We start from the raw sequence: 26,868 nt of genomic DNA on the forward strand, positions 1-26,868 counted from the left end.
GTTAAAACTGTAAGCGACATGGAAAAAGAGGTGAAGGCGCGGATCACCGCTGTTGCCAACGCGAAGGGACAGTCTGCAAAGAAAAGTGGGGCATCCACGGCCGTCGAGGTGGCAAAAACACAAAAACGGCAAAAAAATAAACTGCTATTGGGGATTGGTGTGTCTGCCGTGGTTGTCGCGTTAATTTGGATGGTAGGATTTTATCTATGGGAGACCGCCAGAACAATCCATACCGAGATGCCGCCCGTCAGTGCGGAGAAATCCGCAGGCGTCAGTAACCAGAGGCGGGATTTAGGGAAGAAGGTTGATCCGTTTCATAAGGAAAAGCAGACACAAGCGCAAACCGAGACAGAGAAGCCCGCAGACAGTGGCGGACAAAGCCGACAGGTCACGCCGGTAAACAGCGTTAGCTCTGAGCCGTCCTTTTCTGAGCCGGTATTCAGGCGCTATCTTGCGCTGGAAACCGCAGAGGAAGCCTTGTCCACGCAAAGCCATAGTCAAACGAGGGCGCAGGAGAAACAGGGCGATAAGACGTCCGCCAGTGTTGACGCCAGAGACGCGGAAAAGCCTGAAAAAGCCAATGCATCAGAGGGGCTTAATCAGGTCACGCGCATTCCTTACGATCCGGATTTATACCTGCCGGAAAATATGCCGATCCCCTGTGCGCTGGATTATCGCTTTGTTTCTGATTTTACGGGAAAAATATGCTGTACCATTACCCGTGATATCTACAGCGCCAGCGGCCATACCCGCCTGATAGACAAGGGCACCACCGCCTACGGGGTGTATAACGCGGGAACGCTCAGGCATGGGCAAGGGCGTGTCTTTATTTGTATTACCAAACTGCGCACCCGCCAACCCCCTTATCTGGATATTCCCATGAGGGGTTCACAGGCGGCGGGGGAGCTGGGTGAATCCGGTTCGGATGGCTGGATTGATGAACACTGGGTTGATCGCTTTGGTGGAGCGTTGATGCTGGGCATGATCCCCGACATTACCGCAGCGGCGGCGAATCAGGCCAGGAAGAAAGATCGCAATACGGATTACACCGAAAACAGCCGTCAATCGCTGGCTGAAATTGCCAGAACCGCGTTTGAAAACAGTGTGAATATTCCGCCTACCTTGTACAAGAATCAGGGCGACATTATCACGCTGATCACCAGTCAGGATATTGATTTCTCGGCTATCTATCAGCTTGAACTCAAGAGGAGAAAAAACGGATGAATGACACTCAGAATCCGACGCTGATGTATTACCGTGATAGTCTCTTTGGCGCATTACTGGCGACAGAGGGGTTAACCGAACTGGCGGTCAACCGACCGAACCAGATTTTTACCAAGGTCAATGGGGAATGGCAGGAGCATAACGCGACGATCAGCTATGAGGAGTGTATGACCTTTGCCGCAGTGCTGGCAAACCACAATGACGACCACATTGATGATCTGAAACCCATATTATCCGCCACGCTGGAAAGTGGCGAGCGGTGCCAGATTGTGATCCCCCCGTCCTGTGAGCGTGGCACCGTGTCGATCACCATCCGTAAACCGCCCTACCTGCAAATTTCTCACCAATCGTGGATCGAAAGCGGTTTTTACGACCAACTGACCGGACAGGAAAAAACAGAGATTCACGATGACGTTTTGATACAGCTGTTTAAAGACAACGCCTTTCCAGGATTTATGGAAAAAGCGATGGAATTTAGCAAGACAACCGTGTTTGGTGGCGGAACCGGGTCAGGCAAAACGACCTATGAAAAAACGTTGTTCAACTGTATCCCGTCGCATTTACGGCTTGTCTCCATTGAAGATAACCCGGAGGTGAAATTCTACTCACATCGTAACCATGTTCACCTGTTTTATAACGCCGAAGCCCCGGAGGGGGCTATTGTCACCCCTGCCAGCCTGCTACGCGCCAATTTTCGCATGAATCCTGACCGCATCCTGCTTACAGAGGTACGCGGCCCGGAAACATGGGATTTTATGAAAGCGCAAAGCTCCGGGCATGAAGGCGGTGTCACCAGCCTTCATGCGCCAACGCCGGAAGCAGTGATTGATGGCATTATCGAACGCTGTTACCAGAACCCGGAGTGCTGCAACCTACCGTATAACGTGATGCTGCGCAAGGTGCTACAACATCGATGTGATCGCCTGAATGACGGCACGGGGTAACTGGCGGCGGCTGACGCCCTCTATTTCAAGCCGCTTCATCGTGATAGCTATTTTAAGGAATTAAGCCGTGGACAAATGTAAACTCACGCCGGGGCAATGGGGTTTTATTGGCCTGCTGGTCTGTCTGCTGACGGTTGGGATAGCGAGTGTACTTGTTTATCCCATGAACGGCGTAGGACTGCGCCGCTTTTTGCATACTTACCAGTTTTCGATGCTGGAGCGCATCCTGTTTGATAGCAATATCCGTGATGATATTCGCTGGAATGCTGTGTTGTCGCTGCTGTATGGTTTTCTCGCCTCCGTGGTGATAGCGGGCTCGCTGATTATCAAAACGGCGATGCAAAAGCCCTCGCTTTACGGTGACGCAAAATTTGCCAGCGATGCCGATATTCGCCGCTCCAAAGCGGTGACATGGGGCGATGAAAGCAAAGGCGGCGTCATTATCGCGAGAACCCCATTAAATGCGAAAAGGCATTGTATTTTAATGCCCCCTACTTTATGGACAGGTTATGCGCGGTGTCACCGAAGCTGAGAGAACGTGTTGCCAGCATGAACAAGGGGGCATCAATGGTTAAAAAAGGGCTTAAATATCCCCCCAAAGAAGACATGCTGTCATTAGGAGAACTTGAAGCAGATCTATTTTAACGTAAAAGCGTGAATATAATAGTTGATATTCACTCAATTAATTTTGAAATACTTACTCTTTTTGGTAGGATCTCCCCTATAATTATAATGCATCATTATTTTTTTTATGTGCTCTTCGTTAACAGCATGCCAAGATGCCCCAAGATTTTTCATTTTTGATGAAAATACTGGCCGATACTTTCCTTTTTTACAATAAGCAGCTCCCTCAAATAAACCGATAATACCGTTTTCAGTATTTAATGTAGGTATTTGAGTGGTGGGTTTAATCAAATGTCGCCATTTTATTTTATTTCTGTCAGTTTCTTTGGTGACATTGGCCTTTTCATTCTCATCTCCTTCTATTACGCAATTGCCATAATCATATTCATCAGCCAGATGATAAGCAGAATGACCAAATTCATGAAGAGCCAATTCAACGGATTGCTTATGCATGGTCAAAGTCCCAATTCCATCATAACCAGCACCCCCATATTCTTTTGTATTTCCTATAACTAATACCTGGTCATATCCTCCAAATCCAAGTGATTCATTTGCGAACTTCTTAACTAGTTTTATATTTACGCACAGCAGACGATCGAGATCATAACATCCTAATACAGTTTCTAATGCAGTGTCTTTTTTTTGTTGTCCTGTTATTGATATTCCCGAGTCTTTGCTGATAACATCTATTCGCATAAATTCAAAGCAATCTTTAAATTCGTTCATTAATGGATCAGACAAAAAACCTGACATTACAATATTTGCATCTTTTTTCCATTGTTCCATATCATTAAATGAATAACCATCACCCATTATAGCTATGATCATTTTGTTTTTTTGAACTTCACCTTGTCTAGATATGATTTCATGATTGAAACACCGACTGCCACTGATAAAATCATCTTTGTTTCTGAGGAGTAAGTCATGGATTTTGAATGTAGCGACATAAGGTTTCCTTTTTCTATACAAAACATCATCACTTACCTCTTCAAATTTGATAGATTCTAAATTTTCATGATAAGGGATAATCACTTCAGCATCTATGCTACTCACATCAATGCTTTTTACTCTATCAATGTCTCCAGAGTCAGGATTGAATGCTTCAAAAATATTTTTTTCTTTTATTTTTAAATAACTGCTTATGAAGTATCTTTCCAATACTGTCTAAACAGTAAATATTCCAACCATTGCTCTGATTAGATGAAATCATGACATCATCTAAAACAATCCTTCTTCTAAAATCACCTGTATATGCTTTGATTACTTCAAGTTTTCTCCCGGCATAGGTTATTTCATGCTCAATATTAAGCCATATGCAATTACTATTCATTAACTTTTCTCTCCATATTATATATTGTAGATGTTCTAAGGAATTGAAACGATATATATAACAAGAATACTTTCTTTGAATTAAATTTGAAGGTAATTTATTTTGTCTATCATTCAAACATCATTTTGAATGTTCCCAAGAGTTATGCTCATTTCTGGTGTATGAGGTGATATTCACTCAAATAATTTTGAAACACTTACTCTTGTTGTATGTATTTTAATCAAACAGGAGTGAGGTTTTTATTTTGTTTATACATGACTAATTTTTATTAGTATTATATGTTCATTCACGTCTTAACCGGGAATCGCCATGTTGTCTTTTATTACGACCACAATTACAAGATATATTAATCCTAGGAATACACTTTCGATAAAAAATGACAACGATGTTCATGTATCTGCTTTATGGGAAAATATAAAGCACCTATTCCATCATGATAAAATAAATGATGCACAGCGACTCGTTTATGATTTATGTTATCCAAATGACAATGACGCCTCATTTAAAAAATCCATGAAGTGTTTTTTAAAATTAAGGCGGATGGCTCGTGATGAATACAAAACACAATTTGTCTATCGCAAAGATACAGATGAAAGTAAAAAAATATGTGAACTGATAGATAACAAAGGCTATCCATTAATAACCATAGCCAAAGGGATTAACGACAGTGACTCATTATACAAATACACCATAGCTGGCATAGAATCAACATTCCTATAAAAATGCAAATCACAAAACATCCCTAACACTAAAAATCGCCCTATAAAGGCGATTTTTTCACTATTACGTAGCGAGAAGGACAGGGGATTTAATTTATCTGGCAGTGGTGATAAAACCAATTTATTAATTGGCACTCTCAAAGTCAGCAAAAAATGGTTAGAGATGCTTAATATTTTCATCCCAAGTTATGATAATTTTATTTATTTAAAATAATCACATTCTCAATCAACTGAAATGAATTATGAAATTTATCGTACTAACCGTTGGCGGAATATTTCTGGCCGATTGTTCTTCACCGCTACCTGTAAACTGGTCAGGCATTGCTATTGAAATCAATAGCACAATGCTGGACTGGAAAGAAAATAATGTGGTCATTCCTTCACCCGTCATCACGGGTCAAAAGCGATTTGTAATTTTGATGGAGAAAAAGGGAGCTATCTTCCCGATGATTACTTTGCTGTCACTCATGCCAATCAGATTGTGGTATTAACTAAAACATCAGCAGGGTATTTTAACGCCAAACGCTGGCTAAGAACGCATGGCGCAAAAGAGGCCATTGACTATCAAGTCAAGCAGGGATGTATCGGATGCAGTGAAACCGATATTTATTTCTATCGCATTAATAAACCGGTTGATATTCATCCTCTTCCGGAAAAGAAAAAGCCTGAACGGATGTTGCCAGCTAAAAATCCCGTACAGAATAATTCGTCACTGACGAGTAAACTGTTGACGGTGATTCAATCACCACAGATTATCGGTGTTAAAAATAACGTATCACCGGCTCAGAGAAATAAACCTCTCATTCACGCTCAACTCATGATTATACCACAAAAAACAACGATGTTGCACACGGATAAACCGTTTTTATGTTGAAAAAACTGCCCTGAATGCGGCGTACACCGGAAAAGGAAAGCAGATTAAGAGCGTGGGATTTCGTGTTATCGGATAGATTAATACCTTTCTGCAGACATTTAAGCTTTACGAGTTAACTACCGAGAAAACGGCTACCAATTTGTATAATCTTATTTCACTTGGAAATAGGCCTTTTCAGCTCTTCTTTAAATTTTGAATATTCTGTTCGATGAAAGAAAAATCTGATATATTCAAAATACGAGTAACACGGTAACTTTTTACCATGCAATGGAACTGCATTCCATTATAAATATATGATGAATAATGGGATTATAAAGAAATCAATCATTTCTTTGTCTGTCTTTTTACTGTCATCTTAAGTGAGTGCTGCCACTCAGGTTAGTCATGAGGTTGTTGCAGAAGCGCACAAAAACGCAGATGTCGCCAAAGAAAAGTTACATGAAGTTCAGGATATGGGCACCGACCTAAAACTGAAAAGCAAGTATGCTGTTGAAGGTAATTCTGTTAGTGGCAAAGTATCTGAAGAGTTACAAAAAGCCTGGCATGTAACTAAATAAGACGCAGAGAAAGTGTGGGATAAAACTAAGCAGGACGTAGAGGATATTGAAGAATAAGGTAAGCAAATAGTACATGAGTTTTAGGTGTGCGCTACGCGCACAGAAGGCGGCAAATGGGGTCATATAGTTCACGATACCCCAATGCCGCCGAAGCCCGGCGCAGCCGGTACGTTCCTTACAGATACCCCATACCCGTTCCTCCCCCTGCCAGACGGGGTTTTAAAGGCTTGAGCAGCGCGAAAGCCGCTTAACCGAACTATCAGTGACACAAAAGCTAAGTGGTCGAAGACAAAAGAATGTCAAAGCGGCATAACTATCATCCAAAGCTCCAGAAATCACAAACACGAAAACCTGAACATTATTAGTTACAGCATTCATAATTTTTTTTGCTGGATCAAAGGTATAGTCGGGAAAAGAGCTGTGGGGGGTTTCTTGTTTGTTTGGATGTTTGCGAATTTTGCAGGGTTGGAGGTTGCTGAAGGTTTGGATGATTGAACTGCGTGTGAGTGTTCGCTGTAAGTGAAGCCTTATTTTGAGTTTGGGATAGGAAGGGTGGAGTTAGTGGGGTGTTCTTGGTTATTTTTTTCTGTAATAGGAAGTTACAGTTATTTTGCATCTATTTTATAGGGGCTATTTATTGATAGTTTTCTTTTGCATCTGTTGGTGGATAAAAAAGACCGGGGGTCGGTTTGGGCGGAATTATGGGGTGGGAGTGAGGGAAATAACGACGGAGAGGCGTGAAAATAAGGGGAGTATTGGGGTAGTGGCGTGCAGAAGCCTACGCCGTGAAGCGCATCATGTTTTCAGGGGCGGAAAGCCGGGCAAAAGAGAGTTTAGGGGGTGTCTGGCGGTGGGGCTGTAGACGCAGCCAGCTTGCGCAGGGCATGGTAACGCTGGTCGACCAGACGCCTTAGCCCCTGGTGACCCATCGCTTCCAGCTCGTCCTTGCTGTGCAGCTTCACCAGGTCGTTAATGATGAAATGCCGGGCCTGTGAAGGAGCCATTTCATCAATCTTGCGCGCATGACGACGCTGCTTGTTGAACGCCCGCTTCTTAAGGCGGTAATCAAACGCGTTCTTGATGTGTTTTTCTTTGGCGCGGCGGCGAGCTTCGCTCAGGGTGATGGGCCCCTCGCCTTTTTCCCGCAGCTTCTTGTTTTCCCAGGCCAGCTGCTGATTCTGTGCTGACAGGAATTTACCCACCTCGTAATCGATAAGCACAAAGAACAGCTCGGTGACCCAGATAATCTTGGGGATATAGGAATGTGTGCTGTCGTCCCACACCCGTTCGCATTTGATGGCACCCAGCTCTTCCAGCGTCGTCAGCGCCCGGCTGGCGCGTGAGATACTCTTCTTGGCGCCGTTGCCCGTTGACAGTCCACACCAGTCGGACAGCTGCTCGACACTGGCCTCCACCTTGCCGGAAACGATATTCAGCCGGTCTGCCATCGCCACCATCAGCGCGTTAACCGCCCGCGCACGGTGGGCATTCATCCGTTTGATAAACGGTTTTTTCAGGCCGGTTTTCACGTCAAGACGCGGCGTGGTGTACCATGCTTCATGGCGGGCCGGATTGCTGTTCTGGGCCGCCTTGACCAGGGCTTTCACTATCGCCGGCTTGGCCGCCTCCGGCGTCGGCGACCGGTAACAGGGATAAGGGTTGCTGACATAACAGTCCCGCACCGGGCTGTTAAGCGTGGGCTGCGAAGCAGGAGTGAAGAGTTCAGTCACCGCTCCCTGCACTTAAGGTCGGCAGGGGGGATTGATCTTGAGCGCGCATGAGATATAATTCCCGCAGGCACCGCGCCTGCTTACGGCCCCCGAGTTTACGTTGTATCCGACCAAAGATGAGACGTAACTTGGGGGTACTTGCGTCTGGAGCCTGGCTCCATCCTGTCCACCTTCCGGCGTGGACGACCAGCAAAAGCCAAATTCCCTCTACTTTACCAAAAGCCGCCGCAGCGGTAAAGCCGCCCGTGCGTACCCTCATCTCCAGGTCGAGCGATAACAGTGCGGTCTGCACGAGCGCGGTCAAATGCCTCATCCGGCCCACCCCGCAACCAGGCCCAGCGCCAGCAGCTTTATCACATCCTGCTGCAGCGGAGTAAACTGCACCACTGCGGGCAAGGTACGGCGTTCGCCTCTGTGGGGGTCAAAGTGCGTCACAGTGCGTGGCCTGCTCGGTGAAGTCGGTAAAACCGTTGACGCGCAACACGCGTATCCCCGCCTGCGCCATCGCCTGATGGAAGGGCTTATCCAGCCTGAGGCGTTTTTTGAATTGATGCGTAATCTCATCGAGCATAATCACCGCCTTGACCCGGAGCTGCGGGTCAAGCCAGACAAAATCAGCGTGCCAATGCGCGAGCGGTTTCAAAAAACGCAGCCGCATCGTGGCGTCAATCGCCTGTTTAGGGTTCACTTCCACCAGGTCAACCACCCTGACCTTGGCCATCACGCTGTCGCCGTCAGGCATAAACTCCTGAAGCTGAGACAAAAAGGCCCTTTCCCCGTTCGTTAAAAACGGCTTTCTGACATAGACGCCGCCCGGCGCGCTTCTGCCACCGATAAGGTTTTTCATCAGCCTGCACAACGCGAAAAAAATCGCCAGCAACACGATAAGCGCGCCCCACAACGTTATATCCATTTCTTCTCCCGTGATGTCAATCGCCACGCGTCAGTCGCCGCCCAGCGTTTTTTCTTTGATACGCTCTGACCGCTGTGCCTCATCGGGCACGATACCCGGCGCCGGGGGCAACAATTGGCTGCGGGACGCCGCACTCTCCCGCACCACCTGCCCGATGATGGCCGCAGTCTGCTGACGCATCGGCGCCAGCGCCTCAGGCCGGATATCCCCCGCCTGAAGCAGCCTGAGCAGCTGGTCGTCGCTCAACCCGTCCAGCTGACGCGGCGAGGCGGGCTGCCGGGCCTGCCGCTCAATCTGTTCCTGCAGCGCACACTGTTGTTTCTCTTCAGGCGTTTCCGGCAGGGTTAGCGGAACGTCCGGCGGACGCGCCACCGCCGACCGTGGCGTCACACCCATAACCGGCCACCGGTCATCGCCTGCGGGTTAAACGGCACGCCGTCCCCCTGCAGCTGCACCACCACTCCGCTGTGCGGATAGCGCGCCGCCCGCGCGATACCCTCTTTCATTGACACAGCCAGCCGGGTTTCCTGATGGGCGCTGGCCTGCAGCTCCACAAACTGCACCAGCTCACTGCCCAGTACGCGACCATGGTCAGAGGCTTTTTCCCTGGACGTCCATCAGCGGGGCCAGCCAGGCACCGGCAGGATGGCGTGCGGCTGCGGGTATTTTTTCCCCGGTGCCACAAAGTGCGCAAGCGAATGCCCCGACAGGCCGCCTCCGCACAGCACCGCCGGCCCCAGGGCGGCTCCGTCCAGGGGCGACGTCTTGCCATACAACGTGCTGGCGGCTTTCTCGCTACCGGGCGCCATCCCCAGCACCACATCGTGCGCCGTGGTGCGCTCTTTCACTTTTTCTATCGCCTTCAGCCACCCAGCCTCGTCATCGGTGTACACCTGCACATGCTCTTTGGCCCGCGACAGCGCCACATACGCTGACGCCCGGTTAACCATCTGTTCGCGTCTGCCTTCCACCCCGTTGAGGGTGATGGCAAAGCGTTCGCTCGCCCCCTGGGCACCGTGCACCGTGATGGCATAAGCCAAATCAACGTGCCGGTCCTGTTGCTGCTCACGGGGATTGACGGTTCGGGTCTGTTTCCGTCGGTCAGTGTGACAATGTCACCCTCATCTCCTGCACCGTCCATGTACTGTTGGCCACATGCCCGAGTTCGACATCCGATTTGGAGAATCGCAGGCGATCGCCCATGCTGATCTCGATATCACGCGGGGTATACAACGTCACGCCTTCACGCACCGCGTTAGCAGGGGAGTATTGCCGGCGGATGCAGTCACTGTCCTGCAGGCTGACCGTGCGGGACGCGCTGTCGATGCCGGACATCCGGTAATAGGTGTTATCCAGACCACCACGGCCTCCCTGTTGCGCGACCAGGTCTCCAGTTTGCGAAGTTCACCGTCGCGGATATTGGCCGTTTCCAGGATAGGCACGATGACGGGATCCCCCTTCAACTCGCCTGCCGCTTTCCGCTCATCGTGAATGCCGGCATTGAGGTGGGTGATGATCAGCGTGCCGGGGCACGTTCGCCGGGCGCGCCGGCCGTATCGTTGTCAATCATCTTGTACACGGCCGGTTTTAACGCGGGGTCTGACGGACAATCTCCTTCATCACCGCCATATCAATGGCGCTGCGCCCCTGCACCAGCCGGAACGGCGTGCAGGGGGAGATGGGCTGCAGCTGCGCCTCATCGCCACTCATCACCGCACGACCACCGCCTTCCGCTATCAGCGCGTAAGCTTTCGCCATATCGCTGTTGCCTATCATCGAGCTTTCGTCCACCAGAAACAGCGTATGGCGGTGGTAGTCATGCGTCTCACCGGCCGCCAGTATTGTCCCTACCTCGTGCAAAAACGACGCCAGCGTCTGCGCATCGACGCCGGCGGACTGCATCTCGCCCACCGCCCGATTGGTGGGCGCCAGCCCGATAACGCGCGGCTGCTGTACCACCGGCAGCGCGTTAATGCCCGCCAGCACCGCCTGGAACTGGGTGGTTTTCCCCACCCCGACGTACCCCTGGATGGACACAAAGCGGTCACGTGTGGTAAGAACAAGCTCGACAGCCTGCCGTTGTCCTGGCGTTAATTCGGGAGCGTCATTTAAGACTGCTGGCACTGCATTTTCGCCAGGCACAAACGTTGGGCTAACGGGTGGCAGGCTGTCCTTTCCTTCGGCAATCCGCCGGATAATGCTTTTTCCGCCTCAAAGCTCGCCCGCGAGACCAGCATATCGACCCCAACGCCGGGCGCGACAGCAATGCGCAACAGCTCACCCCGCTTAACCTGCGCGTCAACTTCCCCCCTGGAGGGCGTTGATGCCCACGCCCTTGTCGGCAAAGGTTAATTCCCCGGCCAACAAGCGGGACTGACTGAACGCCACAGCCTCCCCTTCCGGGGTCGGAATAGCCAGATGAATCGCCTGTTGCGCCGGGGTAAACAGCACCGCCTTTTTCCGGGTCAGGGCATCATCGAGGCTATCCGTCCCCGCCAGGGCAATGACCTGCTCCCCCACCAGACGGTAAGCCGGTGCTGCGCCACCTTCTCCAGCGTCTTGCGCGTGTCCAGCGCCGAATAGAGATTCACCTGTTTGCCGCTGTGGGCGATGCCGCTCAGGGTTTCGCTGTTCAGCTCAGATTTTTTAACCGCGGCATCCACCACAGCCTGGTCACTGACGGAAGCCCCCAGGCTCTCCACATACGCCGGTGCCACCTTGATGGCCTCAAACGCCGTGTGCCAATGGCGAGCTGCTGGGGTTTGGGATCGTCTGATACCCCCTCACGACAGACCCGTAATTCAGCTGCGCTGACGCGCTGTACGCTCAGGGTACTGCCCGCCTTGAGCGCATCCTTTCCGCTCCCCTCCTGACCCAGCACCGTCAGGCGCTCGCCCTAGGCCACTGCTATCGTGCCCGCACGAAACAGCGACCAGTTCTTATCGATGTCCCGCAGCGCCAGCGGGTGCGTCTGCCCTGCTGCATCCCGCAACACCAGCGTGCGGGTTTTCACCCCCACCCGCTCAATCACCCTACCTTCGCGATAGGTGTCGCAGGCCGCCCGGTTTTTGCTGTCCAGCCATACCGGCGTTAATACCACCATCGTCTGCTCTTCGCACCCAGCAGCCCGGCGTCCTTGAGCGCCGCGCGCACCACACTGGTTAACTGCCGCTGGTCGGCCGGCCCGCTGACCTGGGCCACCGCCGGGATACCCTCGCGCACCGCCTTCGCGTAACTGCCCGCCAGTTGCGCAAAACGCGCCGCCTGCTGGTGAAATAGTTCTGTAACTCGAAGAATTTCACAAAGTTCTCCGTACCGGGGTACAGGATGGCCTCGGCCAGCGCCGCCTTGAGCGCCTGACGCAGCACGGCCAGTTTTTCCAGCGCGCTGGGCGGCGCGGGTGCCGGAGCCTCTTCCTCGGTTTTTTCCGATGTGGCCTCATACCACTGCCAGCCGGATTAGCCCGCATCCGGCACCAGGCCGAGCAGCAATACCCCCGCCAACGCGGCCCGGCAACCGGTAAAATGAGACGCTCTCACCCCACACGTGTTCATCGTTGCGTCTCCTTCATGCGCTGCTCGATTTGCTGCTTCACTTTCTCCACCAACGCCCCACTATCCGGCACCTGCTGATTTTTCATCAGGTCGTCGTAGAAATTGGCAAAATCCATCGTGTCGAAGCGCAGACGCTGCAGCTCGTCCACCGTAATGCCCCGGCAGTTGGGCAACTCGGCGTCACCAAAGCCAATACCCAGCTGCCACGCCCGTCCCTGCTGCTGGACAATCTGCGCACCCCCAGCACTTTCCGGCTGCAGTATTCGCCGACGCTGACCGTCAGCTTGTTCTCCTTCGCCTTGCCCAGCGCCTTTTCCTCATCGTCGCAGTGCGTCAGCCCAATGCCGTGCCCCCAACCTAAGTCCTTGCAGCAGTCACTAAACCCGGCGAACGCCTTGCGACAGGACTGCCCCTTGCCGGTAAAGGCACGCACGTCAACACCGTTGAGCTTCGATACGTCCTTGCCAGCGGCAGCCACCGCCGCCAGCGTCGAGACCGCATGGGCAAAATCATTCCCCTGCGTCCCCTTCTGACCGGGGTCACACTCGCTATTCAGGCAGTACACCTTGCCGCCGCACAGCATCACCTCGCCCGTGGTGCGCTGCTCACAGGAGTAAGTCACGTTCTCGTGCAGGCACACGCCTTGTGCATCGGTAAAGGCGCAGCCATGCGTAGCCACCGTGCAGGCGGGATTATTGGCCCATTCACCGCAGCTGCCCTCGCTGGCCTCCTGCAAACGGTAGGTATCGGTAAAGCGCCAGCAGCTGGCCGATGCCGTATAGCGCTGACCGTTCACCTCTACCGTGCGCTCACCGCACGGCTCGCTGTATTCGGTATTCACCTTCACCGCCCCGGCTTCTTTCTCTAACGCACAGGCCGGCTGCACCGAGGTGGTTGGCACCCAGTAACGCAGCCGTAAAAATCGAAGTGGAACAGCATAGTGCCGCCGGAACGACTCAACTGTCTGACCAGCGCATCCAGGAAGGTAACGAGGTGGCCAGAGGCCCTGATGGTAATGACCACCTCCACCAACTACCCTTCGTTCAGGGTAACTCCGCCCACGCCCAAGTCACGACTCCCCCAGTCGCTTTGCCCATAGCCGGCCTGCGTCCCCAGCACGGTAATGGTGGTCGGCCAGCCGTAGGCATGCAGTGCATTCTGCACCTCCAGATGCACCGCCCTGCCGTCAGTTTGCCGGTAAACGGCGCCGGGAACGTCCCGCGCACCCGTGCGCCGTCGCGCCACCACCGGATAGCCGTGCGGTCGATATGCGCGTTGCGGTCTTCATAACAAGTCGCCTCATGACCGCCAATCTCGGCCCGCCGCTCACAGGTGCGGAACACCGCCGTATCCCGCTCGCACACATGCCGGGTAAACGTGCTGCGCGTCACCTGCTCCGCCTGGCAATCCGGCCCGGTCTTGCTGACAATGCCGTCGGCCTTGTCCGCCATCTCACGCCCGGCCTGGATAAACGGCGCGTCCGGCGAAATCGGCTACTTGGGATTCTTTATTACCGATTCCGTCACCGCCTTGCCCACCGCCGTCTGCCCCAGGCCGTACTGCCGTCGGTCGTCAGCCGGTTCGCATCACTGGCCTGCACACCGTCTTAGTAGACCTGCTCAGGCGGCCGGTCGGTATAGTTCGGTATCACCTCGGCAGGCTTCATCGTCTCGAGCGTGCTGACGCTCTGCACGGAGAGCGCGTCTGCAAACGCGTTTCCCGCCCGGTACACGCCATCCCCTTCAGCGAAACCCTCGGGTGCCACCGACATCAGGGCGGCCAGCCACAGCGGGCACCAGGCATGAGAGTGTTTCATTTTGCCACCTCTGCCTTATCCAGCAGCGCCTGCGCCACCGGCGCACAGTCCCCGTCGTTGGCGATGCGCCGCAACCCGTCCTCGATATGCAGATTGCCCCGTATCACATCGAATCCGCGCTCGCACTGCACCACCAGGGCCGGCACCGACTGAATACCGAAAGCGTGAAACGGCTGCGGGTCAATCTGCACCCCGTCCGCCCCGCCGTTTTTCACCAGCGCCATCACCCGCTGCACCGTCTCGCGCATATCGTTGTTCACCATGCCGCGCAGCGTGGCGGGGATGCCAAAGCGCCGGGTTTCCTGTAGCATGGCGGCCAGCCCTTCAAGAGGCATAGAAAAAGACACAAAGTAAACCGCGTTTTCGGCAGGCTGTTTTCCATCTCCGGCCTGCCGACTCTTTTCTGCCAGCCGGTCGATAAAGCGTTGGTCATCCGGTGCCAGCGGTACCTGAGGGCGTAAAAAAGCCGGACGCTCTGTTGCAACGTGCAGGTCTGCCGAACGCCGCTCCTGCTCGCGCAGCCACGCCCGCTCCGCGTCCCCCTCAGCCCCCACACGGAATGCCGTTAACAGCGCCATACCGATAAATATCCTTAATCCCGCGTTCATTTTTTTCCTCACAGGAACACGCAGTTACGCTTGCGCCACAGCAGGTAACCGAAGTTCTTCTTGCTGACCGGCGTGTTGTGGTCGATTTCCCAGCGCATCACGCTGCGCCCCAGCGGATGGCAACGGGCGCTGTCGGGGTACAGACCATCTGATAGCGCCAGCGCGCTTTCGGCATAATCGGCGACGGGAATTTGTAACAGACCTCCCGGTCCTTACCGATGGTCTCCCAAATCTGCCCCTGGCGATGCAGCTTGAACGCCATGCGCGCCGTCACCAGCACCGACGACTGCAGCGGGCTGATTTCCTTGCTGACCCAGCCGTTGAACGGGTACATCGACCCCTGACTGCCGGCGCACCAGAACAGCACATCCAGCGGCAGATGGAAGCCGCTGGCGATCGCATCGGCGGCACAGACCCCCTGCACAATGGGGTTGGCAAAAATCACCGCTTCCGGGTTTAAAATCGTGGTCAGGCTGCTGTCCACCCAGGTCGGATCCAGCTCAGACAGATAGGCGATATCCATATCCCCCAGCTCCAGGCAGCCCGGCGTGCGCGTGACGTCGGTCATCGCCATCGGCTCCCAGTAACCGATAGCCAGCCCGATGCGCTGGAACAGCAGCGGCGGCATCGGACAAAACTGGATGGGGCTGCCCGGATTGCCGGTATCGGGCACATCCCCCTTGCCCACCTGCACACTGCCGATGGAGATCGGAAACAGGCAGCGCCAGCAGATATCGGTGATCAGGTTAACAAATCGCCCCTGACAGGCCGCATCCGCGCCAGCCGTCGGTGACAGCCCAAGACCTGCCAGCAGCACCAGTACGCTCAGCCAGGCTTTCATGCTCCCACGACCTGCTTCGATAAACATCACGCTCCCTCTCAATGTGTCCGGTCGTCTGCCGGGATCGCTTCGACCCGCAGCCGCAGACCGCTCGGGGCGGCGGTGATACGCAGGCACCGTCGTCAGCCCGAACCGACGCGACAGCGCCCCGCCCTGGTCGAAACAGACGCTGCTGTCCAGTGTCTTTGACGTGCGCGGAATATCGCCGTTCACCAGAATGATTTACCATCAGGGTCTGCGGCCGCTGGCGCTGCATCCACGCCACCTGGTCCGCATCGTCGCCGTCGATAAAGTACAGCGTCTGGGCAAACGGCACGGTTGCCAGCGGGTTGATCACCTCGCCCTGACGGGCAAACACCCGCCCGTCCATATCCTGTAAATCCCTCAACAGCACCACGCTCGGATCGAAGAATCGCTCGCTATAGTGGATACTCTTGCCGATGCCCTCAACCGGAGCCGGGCGCTGGCTGTTGCGTTCGACGCGCTGCGTGAATGCGTCCATTTCCTGCGCCCACGCCCCGGAGTCCACCAGGCTTTTGGCCCGTTGCGTCAGGGTATCGAGCATGTCCGGCTCCGCCACCGGATACACCTCCCCCAGGCGGCCGAAGTCCTTCGCCACCGTCAGCCCCGCCCATAACCACAGCGCCAGGCAAGCAGCACGTATCACTGGCCTCCCTGCGCCGGGCGTTCGTCACGGCCGCCTGCAGCGCGGCGTCAATCGCCGGTTGCGACAGGCGCCCCTCATGCTCGCCGGAGGCAAAGACCGCGTGGTGGTAAGCGAGATAGGCATCCGCGCCTTTGAGATGCCACAAGGTTAATCCGGTCCGCGCCGCCTGCACCGACATCGGCCAGCGACGGCCAAAAACAGGGAACGCCTTGAACACCACGCGCACATATCCGGGTTGTCCTCAATAAACGTCGCTACCACCGGCGACGCTGCATCGTGAAGTAACGCCGTCTGCAGCGTCGGTTGTGACGTCAGCGCGGTTTGCACCTGTTGTGTCACGGTACGCTGTTTCTGCGCGTCCAGCTGCTCGCTGACCTCCAGCAGGACGGTCGGATGCGCCAGCAGATACTCACAACTCCCTGACGCTGGGCGGCGCTCAGCGCCCCCTGTGACGCGCGTGGGCTGACACTGAGCAGCGCCCACATCAGTCCGGCTGACACCGCCGCCAGAATAACAAGCCCGCCCATCATCCCTTTCCTCATTGCGTATCTTCCCATTCACGACTGGCCTGCATCCGGCGGGCGATATCCCGCTGCAGCACCTCGTTAAACCGCGCTGACAGCGCCTCGCTGCGCGCCGGCGTCAGCGACTGCTTTGCGGCGCTCAGATAAAACGCTGCCATCGTCTGCTTCATATCGAAGCGCACCACACCCAGCTGACGCGGCACCAGCCACAGGGTAAGCAGACTGCTCAACAGCACCGCCCACAGCGCCAGTCGGCGCACGGACAGACCGACAACACCCCGTTCAGGTATCACCCGCAATGCCGTGCTCATGCCACGCACCTCCCGTTGCCATGACGCGCAATCCACTGCGAAAGCCACGCCATCTCGTCGCCGTAGTTCGCCAGCGCCAGCGCGTACACCGCGTCATGCACCGGCATGCCCTGCCGGCGTTGCGCCTGGATAAACTCAAAATCCTGGCCGTTTGAAGAGTACATCGCCCGGCTCAGGGGATCGACAAACAGCCGGTGCCACGAGCTGCTCCCACCCACCTTCAGCAGGAACGAACTGAACCACTGGTCCTTCGCCGAGCGAAAGCGGCTGATAACGTCCTTTTCCAGTTGGCTGAAGTTGTCGGGATAGTCCTGGTTATACTTTTTGAACTCCTGCGCATCCTGCATCAGGATGATTTTGTAGGAGGAGTTGGCCCAGGCCGCCTTCGCCGCCGGGCTGGCTCCTTCGGATTCAAAATCCTTGATATTCTGGTGATGGTGATGTAGGCACCGTAGTGACGGCGGGCGGTCCGGTAGCCCTCTTCAATAAAGTTGCCGATCTTGTCTGACTTGAAGTTCAGCAGCATCCAGCCTTCGTCAATCACGCACAGCTTCTTGGCCGAGCGCGACGACTGGTACATCCGCCCCTCTATATAGATGATCAGCGAGAACATCACGGCAACCAGCAGGTTGGGTCGGCTCTTAAGGCTCCCCAGGCAAAGCCGAGGATTTTTCCGTTGCGCATCACCACCTCACCCTTGACGCCGTTTTTCCCCCGGAAGCTGACGTGGCCGTCCAGCGGCAGGTCAATGATGTCATCCCTTTTCAGGCAGCTGAGCTTGCGCAACCGCACGATGTCGCGTTCGTTGGACACATCGCCGTAGGCTTCCATGCTGACAAAGCAGCCGTTCAGGTCATAGGTGCGGCTTGGGCATCTCCACGCGCCCGGTAATGCGCACCTGCATCGGCACCGTGGCGGTATTACCGATAACTGAGGCACTGGCGTCCGTCCCCTAAATCAGTATGGATTTGGCAAAGCTGCCGGTCGGAATATACGGGTACTTGCTTTTATGGCTCTCCCCCACCGGCGGCCTGAGCAGCTTGCGATACAGCTGGCCTGGCACCGGAATGGGCAGGACATCCACCGTCGGCGGCGGTACCGCGCCACCCGGCGCAGGGGGGAAGGCCGACGGCATCGGCTCCCCTTCCGGCGTCACGCCACCCGCCAGCGGCGGCAATGGCCAGCGCCACGCCTGTCCCCCACAGAAACTTCTTGCGTTTGACGAGCGCATTAATGTTGGCCATCGCCAGCCTCCCCGGAGAGCGTCACCCATACGCCCATACGCCCCGCCGGGACAATCTCGCGGGTCGGCGTATCGAACATTACCGCCCATACCCCCGGCTGCCAGAAATCAGGCTCGTTAACCCGCACCGGAGTCGTGCCCGGATTGGTGACCCTAAAGCGCACCACCTTAAGGCGGTGTCCCTTCCACACCCACAGCGCCTCAGCCCACAAACCGGCAGGCAACGGCAACCGCTCATGCGTCGCCGGCGCCTTGCCATAACCGGCCGGTAACCGCCCAGCCATCAGCGCCTGATTAAGCGCAACCAGCATCGACTCATAGGGCACGGACTGCTCCCAGACCTTCGCCGCCACGGAGACGCCCTGCCCTTCACCGACCAGGGAGAACGTGCGCCCACTTCCCGCCTGGGGTACCGCGCGTAGCGAGAAATTCAGGCCACGTGCGGTTTCGATAACAAAGGTGAACGGTTTCTTGTTAAGCGTGCTGAGCATCAGAGCACCGTTAGCCGTGGGTGCGTAGCGCACCAGGCTTTCATCGATGCCACTCACCGCCACCACGCTGTCCCCCGGCACGCTAAACAGATTGGGCTCAGTGTTACTCAGCACCACTGCCGCCTGACTGCCGTTTTGCAGGGGGGATAATCACCGGCGCATTAACCGTACCGGCCACCGCTGCGCCGCAGACCAGCACCCCGGCAACAAACAGGCCAAGCAAGCGGTTATTTTTTCTCATCGGACACCTCGACAAAGCGGGCAAGCAGGTCACGCCGTCACTGTGGTCCAGATACAGCGAGTAATACTTGAGCGCGACATCCGGTTTTGCATCACCAAACCAGGTTTTCAGTTCGCCACGAATATCAACGCGCCCCTGCGCCGGATAGACCTTGACGCCGATTTTAAAGAAGGCCGCATTAACGTCATTTTTCTTTATCTGACGCGCCTCTTTCGCCAGGCGAGCTTGAGCGATTTCTGCGCCGACGGCTTGACCATCGACAGCAGAAACTGGTGTGAAGCCTCCACCGTTTCCGGCGTCACATTCAGACGCAACGCCACAAAACTCAGTGCCATCTGCTCCAGATAAGACGCATCCATGCTGTTTTCCGACAACGCGAATGGTGCCTTGAACAGCATCGGCACGACCACCACCTGCCGGTCTCCTTGCAGGCGATAATAGGTGATAGCCAGAATGACATTGGCCGTCACGCTCAGAAATAAAAATGCGTCGAGCAGCACCAGGCTTAATGCGATAATCTTGTTTGAATTCAACCGGGCAGCATGTTTCATTCCCTGACCTTATTTAATCCATTGCCTAAAACACGATGGCGGTACTTTTTTATGAATATCCCGCAAGAGAAAGATCGGCATATACCAGTAACCCAAATCCCGTAACCAGACACTGCCCTTCCCTTTTTTTAATTTCCGTATCGCCCAATACACCAGGGCCATGACGATAAGTCCCACTATCTGTTTTCCTTTCCAGAAAAACCAGCAGCCAGATAACACAATAGGGATAAGTTCGTAAGGCGTTAAGCCAAACCAGCGGCCCTGATGACTCAATGTTTTCGGGAAATGGTAATTGTCGATATCGTCTCCCGACATCGTCCCTCCTGATTAATACCAGGCGACCTTCATGCCGACGTTGCCAATAATCGACAGAATGATGAAGCCGAACAGGAACTTGAAACTGTGGGTCAGCACATAGAGCACCATGCCCGCCAGCACTTCCCCCCAGGATAATCCACTTGTACATAGTGGATTCAGCGCCAGTGGTCGCCCTGACCGCAGCGTCACCTGGCTTGAGTAAATCACCGGTTGCGCAGGCCACCTCCGGGAAAAAGGCGAGCAGCAAAGCCATAGGGAATATGATCTTAAAGAAATTTACCACCCGCTGACGAGAAAATAGCCCCGTGCGTAGATATCTGTTTTTTGGGCAACAGCAGTCCGCTGAGTGCTTATTGCAGTACTCATTAAAAAAATCCTTTATTTACAGGTAGTCCATGATGCAAAGACTTCCCGCATCAACCTAATTCGTTATAGCGATAAAGATTCAGACGTTATCTGGCTCTTCATCACCTCTCTACTATCAGGGTTAAAATCAGGGAAGCGTTTCAGGTGATCTTGCACCCACAATTTTACTTCCCCCGAGCGGGACTTGCCCGTCTTCTGGATAGAAGCATAGAGCAAGGCCGTGTATTCCTGGTTCAGCTTGAATGTAATTAACTTGTTCGGATTGTCATCCCGTCGTTGATGGCGCACACCAATTCTCCTTTGTTGTTTTCTTTCTAAGATGAAAGCACAAAAAAAGCGTCAACCCAATATCCTATAATCCATAGGAAATATAACAATTAATTAAAATAAAAGATGTGAGTATATTTCCTGAAAATATTCATGATTTTCCGCAAGGTAAATTCCAATATTTCAGCATGACACTAGGGCCTGTCATCAATTGGATATTTTAAAACAGCATTGTAAACATTTTACATTTAATAAAGTTATATAATATGACAACAATGCTTGTTGAGTATTTTGTATACAAAAATGCATTAAATCACACCTTTCCCTTATAAGATGCCATGGTGGTCATCGCGGAAAGGTGTTTTTTGTGCAGTTGGATTGTTAAATACGCAATTAATTGATGACACGCCCTAAACAAAACTGATGATTTTGCTATATTATTTTTAGAAAATTATCATGATTCCATATTATTTAACAAAGTACGCATTATGTTGTAACAACTTTCTATCAACCACTCACACTGCAATATTCGTCACAGCGCGTGCAACATTATTAATGTTGGCAAGAGAAATCACTCCAAGGCGTATTACAGACGAAGCTGGGTGTCCCGATCATATGGCAATCGCTTTACAGTTAATTTATCGTAAACACTTCCTCCCCCCCGAAAATAAAAAACCAGATATTCACCACATGATAAAAATCATTTAAAAACAGGTCCAATTATCATACTAACAAAAACATCTCTCACGTGCGGAGTTAGAATTAAACTAAACAGCTCTATACCCATTTCAGTTATTGACAATATAGTATTTCCTGTTTCATCATGAGAGACGTCAATTCCATTTGTATGAAATTTAATTTGCTCTAAACCAACTTCTGTTAACGAGGTTTGACTATATTGCGTTGTATTACTTATTTCTGTAATTAATTTAAATGTCATTTTATTATCACATAGCAATAAAATTATTTGGCAATCACCTTAATATCCATATTAATTAATTTAATCAGTGGATAAAGGTATGTACGGATTTGGATTTATGAATCGTGTTGGAGCATAGTTGTTATATCCTTTACATATGCAATACTCCTTTAACTCATGCAATGAGTGAATATTTAACTTATTATAAATATCTTGAAGTCTGTTTTCTACCGTTCTATGTGAAATATCTAATTTTTTAGATATTTCTTTTGAAGTTAATGATTGAAGAGCAAAAAAAACTATATCAAACTCTCTATCAGTGAAAACATTTCCTGGTTTTCCGAAAGATAATTGTCCAGGAGGCTTACCGTTTTCAAAATGGTACATTGAATAAATATCAAGCTTTTTACCACGACCGACTACACCTATAGACATACCATCTCTTATTAGAGGAGTTACCTCAAGCATAAATGGCTGAACTATTTTTTCCCTTCCTCCATACGTAAAAGTGTTTAACACAGGGATTGTTTTTTTCTTCTCCATTACATTTTTATCATTACACTGAATAATTTCTTCAAATTCACTCCATGGTGCGGGACATTCACTATCCAACTTACCTTCAATATTAAACCCCTTTGGTAGACCACTATAGTAAAGCATTATGTCATTAGCATATACAAATCTAGACTCTTCATTTTTTATAATCCAAAAATCATTACTGTTCTCCATATATGAAATAAACGCATCAAAATTTTTTGAATGAACATCAAGATCTTTATTTACTGAAAAACTCATGTTATCACTATTCATTATGACCTCTACACTTTGTGATTTTCACCTACTGGCACGATACTACCAACACATTTAAATCATAATACATGGATACTCAATTAGAGTAAATCTAACTTAGCTATACTAAAGTATAGTTTATTTCGTTACCCACACCCTTTAAAGCAGTATAGAGATACTGTAGGAGCAACAACAATTACAGTACTTTATCTTGATAATTCAAAGTAAAAATGAGAGACACGCACATTTTTTTCATAATCCAATTTTTGCAAGGTGCAGAATTTCCATCCAGAAGAGAGCATTTACTTTTTATCTTCAATGGGATGAATGTTAATATCAATGGAAATAGTGGTTGCTCATGGAAAATCAAGCATATTCAATAATTGCGATAATAAATAACTGTCGCGCCAAATTTTTACAATATTCGCAACAGTTATTTAATATAAAAATCCATTTAGTAGATAGATATCATGATCAAATCTATGTAATTTGACACTGCCTTATTATTCTCCTTGCAAAATCATATAACCAATCAACTAAATTTTAATTTATAAAGTTCACAAAAAACTCGATACACTTTCGACGATGCAGACTTCTAATGATTAACGACAGCACCATGATTAATACCCAATATATTTGAAATATACTTCCTTGTAAAACCAGCAATAATTAACACAAATATTTCTAGCTTCCTTGGAGTCAGATAAAGGTCAGAACTAACCACATCTTCAATACATGTTAAAATAACATTACGACCACTGTAAAAATCATCAGGAACAAAATAGTTCTCAGAGAACTGCCATATATACACATCCTGACAGGCTTTTTTGAATAAATCAGAACTTGTGACTACACCCCCCTAGCAGATCGATTGTTATGCGATCCGGATGCTGTTCGGCATTCCTAACAGCGTTATTTTGTTAAGCGCTTTGACCATCGCCATTGCCTCACCTACCTGCGCATCATAGTCACGCAGACTTAGATGATAGCCCACTTGCTTTTTCCATACATCGTTACTGCCGCTTAGACGCTGATTCGCAACGGCGTAGTTACGCTCATGGTATCGGTCTGGCCAATATTGCGCCCCACCTCGTGGAGGAATAAGAGGCCTTATTTTCTTCCTCAGCAGAGCATCATGACAGTAGCGGGTATCATAAGCGCCATCAGCCGACGCTTCCCTGATTTTCCGCTGGGTCTGGTTTATCAGAGCGGGTAGGGCCTGAGCATCCGTCGTACCGCTGAGCGATAAGTCAGCACAGATAATCTCGTGCGTTACACTGTCTGCGGCCATATGCAGCTTACGCCACACCCTCCGTCTGTCGGCACCATGCTGTCGGACTTTCCATTCGCCTTCGCCAAAGACCTTCAGGCCGGTTCCGTCAATGACTAGAGTCTAGTCGGGACCTTTCGCGGCAAGGGCACGGGGAGCAACGACGTTTGCGGGAACGCAAGGGCACCGCGTGCGGCGTGCATTTACCCTCCGCGCAAGGGCCTGACGAGAGAACACCAACGATGGCGGGATGAGCAGGCGCACACCCGACATGGCCACCGGCCGGGGAGTCCTTAAAGCGCAGACGTCGTTATCGTCTGTGGGTTGGGGGTGGGCGGCGCGGCCTCCTGGCCGCTGCAAGCGGGGTGGCGTGACGGATGGATGCTCGAAGGGTGGCGACAGCGGGTTGGCGCCACGCGCAGCGCTACAGCCGGACCCAGAGGGGGGCGCCCGGAAAAGACCGTGATTATAGACAGGCAAGCGCTATAACAACCGGTATCCCTACTTTCACCATTGACCTTCCCGCACGGCAGTATAACGGCTCAGCCGCCGCTATACTGCCGGCCACCTGGTGGTGGCCGGCAGGTGTGTAATACCTTCACCAGCACCGCAATCGCCAGATGACCGCTCCGTGTCTCAGCGTCCATGTCTTCGGGAGTATTGCTGTCGAGCACCGAGGCGGCCAGATGCAGCACGCTTTCCAGCATCCCGGCGTCGACCGTCACACTGCGTCTGCGACGGGCGATAGTTTCGTAAATCATCTCCTCTACCCCCTCGCGGTTGATACCTGCGTCACGGTACAGGGAAATAGGCAGACTGCCGATATATTCCAGCACCGTAAGCACCTCCTCGTCTGTCACGTGGTCATCTCTGCCGATATCGGCAATAGCGGGCCTGTCCCAAATCAGCACCGCCAACGGCTCATCGCCGCCGTAGGCATGAAATAACCGCTCGCTGATAGCCTTTATGGTTCCGTACATCAACACCTCCAACGCCAAAAATTAAACCATCAGGGGCTAACGGGCAGCAACGCCCGGCTATCAGTCAAGAGCGGCGTAAATATCGCCCCATTCCGGGTGTGCAACGATGCGATGCCAAAGCTACTCCTCGCGCTGGATAAACAGCGTGACCAGCCCGGCGCGGTCCCGGTCATGGTGCAGTCCGCAACGATGATTAATCACTCGCGACGTGAGGATAATGCCCGCAACATCGCTGCTGACCGTGCGGTCAAACCCATTATCATCGTTAACCAGTAGCACCGGACCAACGTCCGGCATCATGTAACCGCCGCCGTCAGGCAGGCGGATAAAGTGCCAGAAGCCGCCGTTGTACTCCGGTAAATAGCAATTGGCGTAGTCGTATACCTGCATTTCGGCATACAGAAAATCCGCGCCAAACAGATAAGGTAAAAATGACAGACGGTCTGATTCCTCAACGCGTAAAGCCGCAGAAGGTAAATGAAACATCGCACGCTCTCCTCTGTATCAGGGTCTGCGGGACCGGGTGCCGGCACGTGAATTTTACCCTTTCGCCCCGACTGTGCCGGGCTAGCGTGTGGGTACGGCTCCGCCCGTCACGATAGCGGGGCATCAGGGAAAACAATTGAAGAGGTATGCACAAATAGGAAGCATGTAGCAGAAAAAGCGCCTATGGCCCAAAAACTGGCGACCGCAGGGCGCGATAAGAAGCAGGAGCAAAGCAACTTCCTTTTTTGTTCAAATAGTCCTCATCAGCCATTTGAAACGCAACTCTGTAAAACACAAAAAATATCATTTATATACATTTTAAATACCTAATAAGAACTTATTTCTAATTTTAATTTAGGTGTGTTATTATGTATAATAAGTACTTTTAATATATGCCTTTAGCTTTTATAAGGTATTAAAAAAATACATACTCTGGAAAAATGGTTGTTGTGGAAATTAAGAAAGGCGGAACGGGGAAATCTATGATTTCTCTAAATATTGCACCAGAGATTAAGCCGGATTTGTTCTACGACACAGACGATACATCGTCTATTTCAACATTCAATTCATTTCGACCAAAGGATAAACGCTGGAATGTTATCAGACTTACAGACGACATGGAGAAAGTCAGCAATTGATTCATCACTGAGCTCATAGAAGCATAAAACGATACTCGTAGATTGCGGTAGCTTTGACTCTGCCCTAACCCGTGCCGCAGTCGGTGCAGCAGATTTGATTATCTCGCCATTTATTGACGACCCTTCAGAGATTCTCGGACTGCAGAAGTTTAGTGAAGTACTAGAGCAGATATCCAGAGATATGGGAAACAAAAAAAGTAGCCCACGTTCTTCTAAACAAGGTTCATCCTCAGCGTACCAATTTCACAGATATAGATTCGATAATCTTGTTCGCCTTGATACCGCCATACCTACTGACAAGACTCTTCCTGCCAAATTTGGTGAAGGGATGGGGATCGTTGAACTGTTGGCAACACGTCATGGGCGTACAGGAAATGCTATGAGGTCACTCTTCTTAGACATGCGAAAAACCATTGAAAGAATATGATTTTTATATTTTTTAAAAACAAAAAGAGTAAATTTTTAATACCTATAAGATTCATTATGGCAACTAACAAAAAAGATTTATTTAATCGCCTAAATGAAGTATCAAAAAACGCTCCTTTTCAAGAAAGCTCAGATGGCGAGAGCAATAAAAAAAAACACATACTCAAGAAGAACCAACGGCTACGTCCCCCACAGCAAAGAAAACAACTAGCCTTCTAATGACCCCATACATAATAGAGGGATTAAGGGAGAAATTAGCTAAAGATGGCACGTTTGATAGAAAAAAAGAGACCACAAAATGAATATGCTTATATTTTTCCTGATTACTTTCATTCCCCAGTAGGGTATTCACCTGTAGTGGCACACTGATACTAGCCACCTGATCGGAGGTGATATGCTCACCTTACCAACACGACAGGTGATCTCCTAGGTAAACATTTTACGGCAGAATTTAAGCTCGAAGCCAAAAAGCTGGTTGTCGACCACAGCTACACATACGTTAAGGCCGCGGAGGCGGTTAATGTCAGCCATTAGTCGCTGGGTCAATAAGCTTCGCCTTGAACGACAGGGAAAAACGACTGCGGGACTTCCTCTTACCCCTGAACAGCTATAGCTGCGTGAGATGAAGAAGAAACTCCAACACCTTG

Annotated in this window: 29 protein-coding genes and 11 pseudogenes; 7 read left to right on the forward strand and 33 right to left on the reverse strand. The window is 51.4% G+C overall.

Going from position 1 to position 26,868, the window contains the following annotated elements; translation table 11 throughout:
• Window positions 1–15 precede the first annotated feature (15 nt).
• The 3 genes and pseudogenes from virB10 to SGP1_RS22205 all read left to right on the forward strand — a co-directional run.
• A pseudogene (gene virB10 / locus SGP1_RS22195) lies at window positions 16–1,224 on the forward strand (VirB10/TraB/TrbI family type IV secretion system protein); the annotation flags it as partial.
• Window positions 1,221–2,249, forward strand: a pseudogene (virB11, locus tag SGP1_RS22200) (P-type DNA transfer ATPase VirB11). The pseudogenes virB10 and virB11, both read left to right, overlap by 4 nt.
• A complete protein-coding gene (locus SGP1_RS22205) occupies window positions 2,236–2,700 on the forward strand; it encodes a hypothetical protein (protein ID WP_011412244.1) in 465 nt (154 codons plus the stop codon). Before virB11 ends, SGP1_RS22205 begins: the two are co-directional and overlap by 14 nt.
• Before the next feature lie 146 nt (window positions 2,701–2,846).
• Here the strand turns inward: SGP1_RS22205 and SGP1_RS25275 are convergent, their stop codons facing one another.
• A complete protein-coding gene (locus SGP1_RS25275) occupies window positions 2,847–3,950 on the reverse strand; it encodes a M64 family metallopeptidase (protein WP_011412245.1) in 1,104 nt (367 codons plus the stop codon).
• Between the two features lie 481 nt (window positions 3,951–4,431).
• Here SGP1_RS25275 and SGP1_RS22215 point away from each other — a divergent pair, with 481 nt between their 5' ends.
• The 4 genes from SGP1_RS22215 (at window position 4,432) to SGP1_RS30440 (ending at window position 6,272) form a co-directional block, all read left to right on the forward strand.
• On the forward strand, window positions 4,432–4,842 hold the full coding sequence (locus SGP1_RS22215) for a hypothetical protein (RefSeq protein WP_011279220.1): 411 nt from the start codon (window positions 4,432–4,434) through the stop codon (window positions 4,840–4,842).
• 241 nt (window positions 4,843–5,083) lie between these two features.
• Entirely contained in the window at window positions 5,084–5,332 is a 249-nt protein-coding gene (locus tag SGP1_RS36930; RefSeq protein WP_148203690.1) for a cag pathogenicity island Cag12 family protein, read from the forward strand.
• The gene (locus SGP1_RS22220) at window positions 5,323–5,715 is read left to right on the forward strand and encodes a cag pathogenicity island Cag12 family protein (protein ID WP_011412246.1); all 393 of its coding nucleotides are present in this window, start codon (window positions 5,323–5,325) and stop codon (window positions 5,713–5,715) included. The genes SGP1_RS36930 and SGP1_RS22220 overlap by 10 nt, the downstream gene beginning before the upstream one ends.
• Before the next feature lie 359 nt (window positions 5,716–6,074).
• A complete protein-coding gene (locus SGP1_RS30440; RefSeq protein ID WP_011279221.1) occupies window positions 6,075–6,272 on the forward strand; it encodes a hypothetical protein in 198 nt (65 codons plus the stop codon).
• Window positions 6,273–7,105: 833 nt separating this feature from the next.
• On the opposite strand, the gene repA is transcribed toward SGP1_RS30440, so the two are convergent.
• The 32 genes and pseudogenes from repA to SGP1_RS22360 form a co-directional block, all read right to left on the reverse strand.
• Entirely contained in the window at window positions 7,106–8,002 is an 897-nt protein-coding gene (repA, locus tag SGP1_RS22225; protein ID WP_243466338.1) for a plasmid replication initiator RepA, read from the reverse strand.
• A gap of 309 nt (window positions 8,003–8,311) precedes the next feature.
• Window positions 8,312–8,437, reverse strand: a complete 126-nt coding sequence (locus SGP1_RS35415) for a hypothetical protein (RefSeq protein ID WP_279379481.1) — start codon at window positions 8,435–8,437, stop codon at window positions 8,312–8,314.
• Window positions 8,424–8,915, reverse strand: a complete 492-nt coding sequence (locus SGP1_RS22235; protein ID WP_011279158.1) for a DUF2726 domain-containing protein — start codon at window positions 8,913–8,915, stop codon at window positions 8,424–8,426. Before SGP1_RS22235 ends, SGP1_RS35415 begins: the two co-directional genes overlap by 14 nt.
• Before the next feature lie 30 nt (window positions 8,916–8,945).
• The gene (locus tag SGP1_RS34705; RefSeq protein ID WP_011412249.1) at window positions 8,946–9,311 is read right to left on the reverse strand and encodes a hypothetical protein; all 366 of its coding nucleotides are present in this window, start codon (window positions 9,309–9,311) and stop codon (window positions 8,946–8,948) included.
• Window positions 9,302–9,937 (reverse strand): annotated as a pseudogene (locus SGP1_RS35905) (conjugative transfer relaxase/helicase TraI domain-containing protein). The gene SGP1_RS34705 and the pseudogene SGP1_RS35905 overlap by 10 nt, the downstream one beginning before the upstream one ends.
• Before the next feature lie 79 nt (window positions 9,938–10,016).
• Window positions 10,017–10,250, reverse strand: coding sequence for a hypothetical protein (locus SGP1_RS34720; RefSeq protein ID WP_070108808.1), 234 nt, complete (start codon window positions 10,248–10,250; stop codon window positions 10,017–10,019).
• A gap of 252 nt (window positions 10,251–10,502) precedes the next feature.
• Complete coding sequence (locus tag SGP1_RS34725) at window positions 10,503–11,039, reverse strand: AAA family ATPase (protein WP_243466339.1); 537 nt, start codon at window positions 11,037–11,039, stop codon at window positions 10,503–10,505.
• A gap of 174 nt (window positions 11,040–11,213) precedes the next feature.
• The gene (locus SGP1_RS34730; protein WP_242451015.1) at window positions 11,214–11,435 is read right to left on the reverse strand and encodes a hypothetical protein; all 222 of its coding nucleotides are present in this window, start codon (window positions 11,433–11,435) and stop codon (window positions 11,214–11,216) included.
• The gene (locus SGP1_RS34735; protein ID WP_050747950.1) at window positions 11,381–11,632 is read right to left on the reverse strand and encodes a hypothetical protein; all 252 of its coding nucleotides are present in this window, start codon (window positions 11,630–11,632) and stop codon (window positions 11,381–11,383) included. The genes SGP1_RS34730 and SGP1_RS34735 overlap by 55 nt, the downstream gene beginning before the upstream one ends.
• A gap of 179 nt (window positions 11,633–11,811) precedes the next feature.
• A complete protein-coding gene (locus SGP1_RS34740) occupies window positions 11,812–12,018 on the reverse strand; it encodes a hypothetical protein (protein WP_041867727.1) in 207 nt (68 codons plus the stop codon).
• A gap of 58 nt (window positions 12,019–12,076) precedes the next feature.
• Window positions 12,077–12,310, reverse strand: a pseudogene (locus tag SGP1_RS34750) (hypothetical protein); the annotation flags it as partial.
• 244 nt (window positions 12,311–12,554) lie between these two features.
• Entirely contained in the window at window positions 12,555–13,370 is an 816-nt protein-coding gene (gene traN / locus SGP1_RS31620; RefSeq protein WP_050747951.1) for a conjugal transfer protein TraN, read from the reverse strand.
• Window positions 13,371–13,501: 131 nt separating this feature from the next.
• Window positions 13,502–13,717 carry a hypothetical protein gene (locus tag SGP1_RS22270; RefSeq protein ID WP_041867728.1) on the reverse strand — a complete coding sequence of 72 codons (216 nt, stop codon included), beginning with the start codon at window positions 13,715–13,717 and terminating at the stop codon, window positions 13,502–13,504.
• A 358-nt stretch (window positions 13,718–14,075) separates the two neighbouring features.
• A complete protein-coding gene (locus SGP1_RS22280; protein ID WP_041867730.1) occupies window positions 14,076–14,285 on the reverse strand; it encodes a hypothetical protein in 210 nt (69 codons plus the stop codon).
• Window positions 14,282–14,893 carry a type-F conjugative transfer system pilin assembly protein TrbC gene (trbC, locus tag SGP1_RS22285; protein ID WP_011279159.1) on the reverse strand — a complete coding sequence of 204 codons (612 nt, stop codon included), beginning with the start codon at window positions 14,891–14,893 and terminating at the stop codon, window positions 14,282–14,284. Before trbC ends, SGP1_RS22280 begins: the two co-directional genes overlap by 4 nt.
• A gap of 8 nt (window positions 14,894–14,901) precedes the next feature.
• Window positions 14,902–15,734, reverse strand: a pseudogene (traU, locus tag SGP1_RS22290) (conjugal transfer pilus assembly protein TraU).
• 38 nt (window positions 15,735–15,772) lie between these two features.
• Window positions 15,773–16,398 (reverse strand): annotated as a pseudogene (traW, locus tag SGP1_RS22295) (type-F conjugative transfer system protein TraW).
• Window positions 16,399–16,548: 150 nt separating this feature from the next.
• On the reverse strand, window positions 16,549–16,884 hold the full coding sequence (locus tag SGP1_RS22300; protein ID WP_041867731.1) for a hypothetical protein: 336 nt from the start codon (window positions 16,882–16,884) through the stop codon (window positions 16,549–16,551).
• A gap of 55 nt (window positions 16,885–16,939) precedes the next feature.
• The gene (locus SGP1_RS22305) at window positions 16,940–17,236 is read right to left on the reverse strand and encodes a TrbI F-type domain-containing protein (RefSeq protein ID WP_041867732.1); all 297 of its coding nucleotides are present in this window, start codon (window positions 17,234–17,236) and stop codon (window positions 16,940–16,942) included.
• Window positions 17,233–17,891, reverse strand: a pseudogene (locus SGP1_RS28690) (type IV secretion system protein TraC); the annotation flags it as partial. The gene SGP1_RS22305 and the pseudogene SGP1_RS28690, both read right to left, overlap by 4 nt.
• Window positions 17,882–18,416 (reverse strand): annotated as a pseudogene (locus tag SGP1_RS28695) (conjugal transfer protein TrbI); the annotation flags it as partial. The pseudogenes SGP1_RS28690 and SGP1_RS28695, both read right to left, overlap by 10 nt.
• Before the next feature lie 50 nt (window positions 18,417–18,466).
• Window positions 18,467–19,084, reverse strand: a complete 618-nt coding sequence (gene traK / locus SGP1_RS31625) for a type-F conjugative transfer system secretin TraK (protein WP_424141190.1) — start codon at window positions 19,082–19,084, stop codon at window positions 18,467–18,469.
• Window positions 19,074–19,211 (reverse strand): hypothetical protein, encoded by a 138-nt coding sequence (locus SGP1_RS36935; RefSeq protein WP_424141191.1) that lies wholly within the window; start codon window positions 19,209–19,211, stop codon window positions 19,074–19,076. Before SGP1_RS36935 ends, traK begins: the two co-directional genes overlap by 11 nt.
• A 75-nt stretch (window positions 19,212–19,286) precedes the next feature.
• Window positions 19,287–19,762: pseudogene (gene traE / locus SGP1_RS34760) on the reverse strand (type IV conjugative transfer system protein TraE); the annotation flags it as partial.
• A gap of 9 nt (window positions 19,763–19,771) precedes the next feature.
• Window positions 19,772–20,077 carry a type IV conjugative transfer system protein TraL gene (gene traL, locus SGP1_RS22335; RefSeq protein ID WP_011279165.1) on the reverse strand — a complete coding sequence of 102 codons (306 nt, stop codon included), beginning with the start codon at window positions 20,075–20,077 and terminating at the stop codon, window positions 19,772–19,774.
• A gap of 12 nt (window positions 20,078–20,089) precedes the next feature.
• Window positions 20,090–20,287, reverse strand: coding sequence for a type IV conjugative transfer system pilin TraA (locus SGP1_RS26035; RefSeq protein ID WP_011279166.1), 198 nt, complete (start codon window positions 20,285–20,287; stop codon window positions 20,090–20,092).
• Window positions 20,265–20,363, reverse strand: a pseudogene (locus SGP1_RS36940) (type IV conjugative transfer system pilin TraA); the annotation flags it as partial. The pseudogene SGP1_RS36940 and the gene SGP1_RS26035, both read right to left, overlap by 23 nt.
• A 146-nt stretch (window positions 20,364–20,509) precedes the next feature.
• A complete protein-coding gene (locus SGP1_RS22340) occupies window positions 20,510–20,734 on the reverse strand; it encodes a TraY domain-containing protein (protein WP_011279167.1) in 225 nt (74 codons plus the stop codon).
• 979 nt (window positions 20,735–21,713) lie between these two features.
• Entirely contained in the window at window positions 21,714–22,442 is a 729-nt protein-coding gene (locus SGP1_RS22345) for a helix-turn-helix transcriptional regulator (protein WP_011412256.1), read from the reverse strand.
• A gap of 853 nt (window positions 22,443–23,295) precedes the next feature.
• Window positions 23,296–23,811: pseudogene (locus SGP1_RS22350) on the reverse strand (IS5 family transposase); the annotation flags it as partial.
• A gap of 422 nt (window positions 23,812–24,233) precedes the next feature.
• Window positions 24,234–24,671 (reverse strand): DUF1380 family protein, encoded by a 438-nt coding sequence (locus tag SGP1_RS22355; RefSeq protein WP_011279171.1) that lies wholly within the window; start codon window positions 24,669–24,671, stop codon window positions 24,234–24,236.
• Between the two features lie 120 nt (window positions 24,672–24,791).
• Window positions 24,792–25,157 (reverse strand): antirestriction protein, encoded by a 366-nt coding sequence (locus SGP1_RS22360; protein ID WP_011412259.1) that lies wholly within the window; start codon window positions 25,155–25,157, stop codon window positions 24,792–24,794.
• Between the last annotated feature and the right edge of the window lie 1,711 nt (window positions 25,158–26,868).

This window comes from Sodalis glossinidius str. 'morsitans', from assembly GCF_000010085.1.
Classification (GTDB): domain Bacteria; phylum Pseudomonadota; class Gammaproteobacteria; order Enterobacterales; family Enterobacteriaceae; genus Sodalis; species Sodalis glossinidius.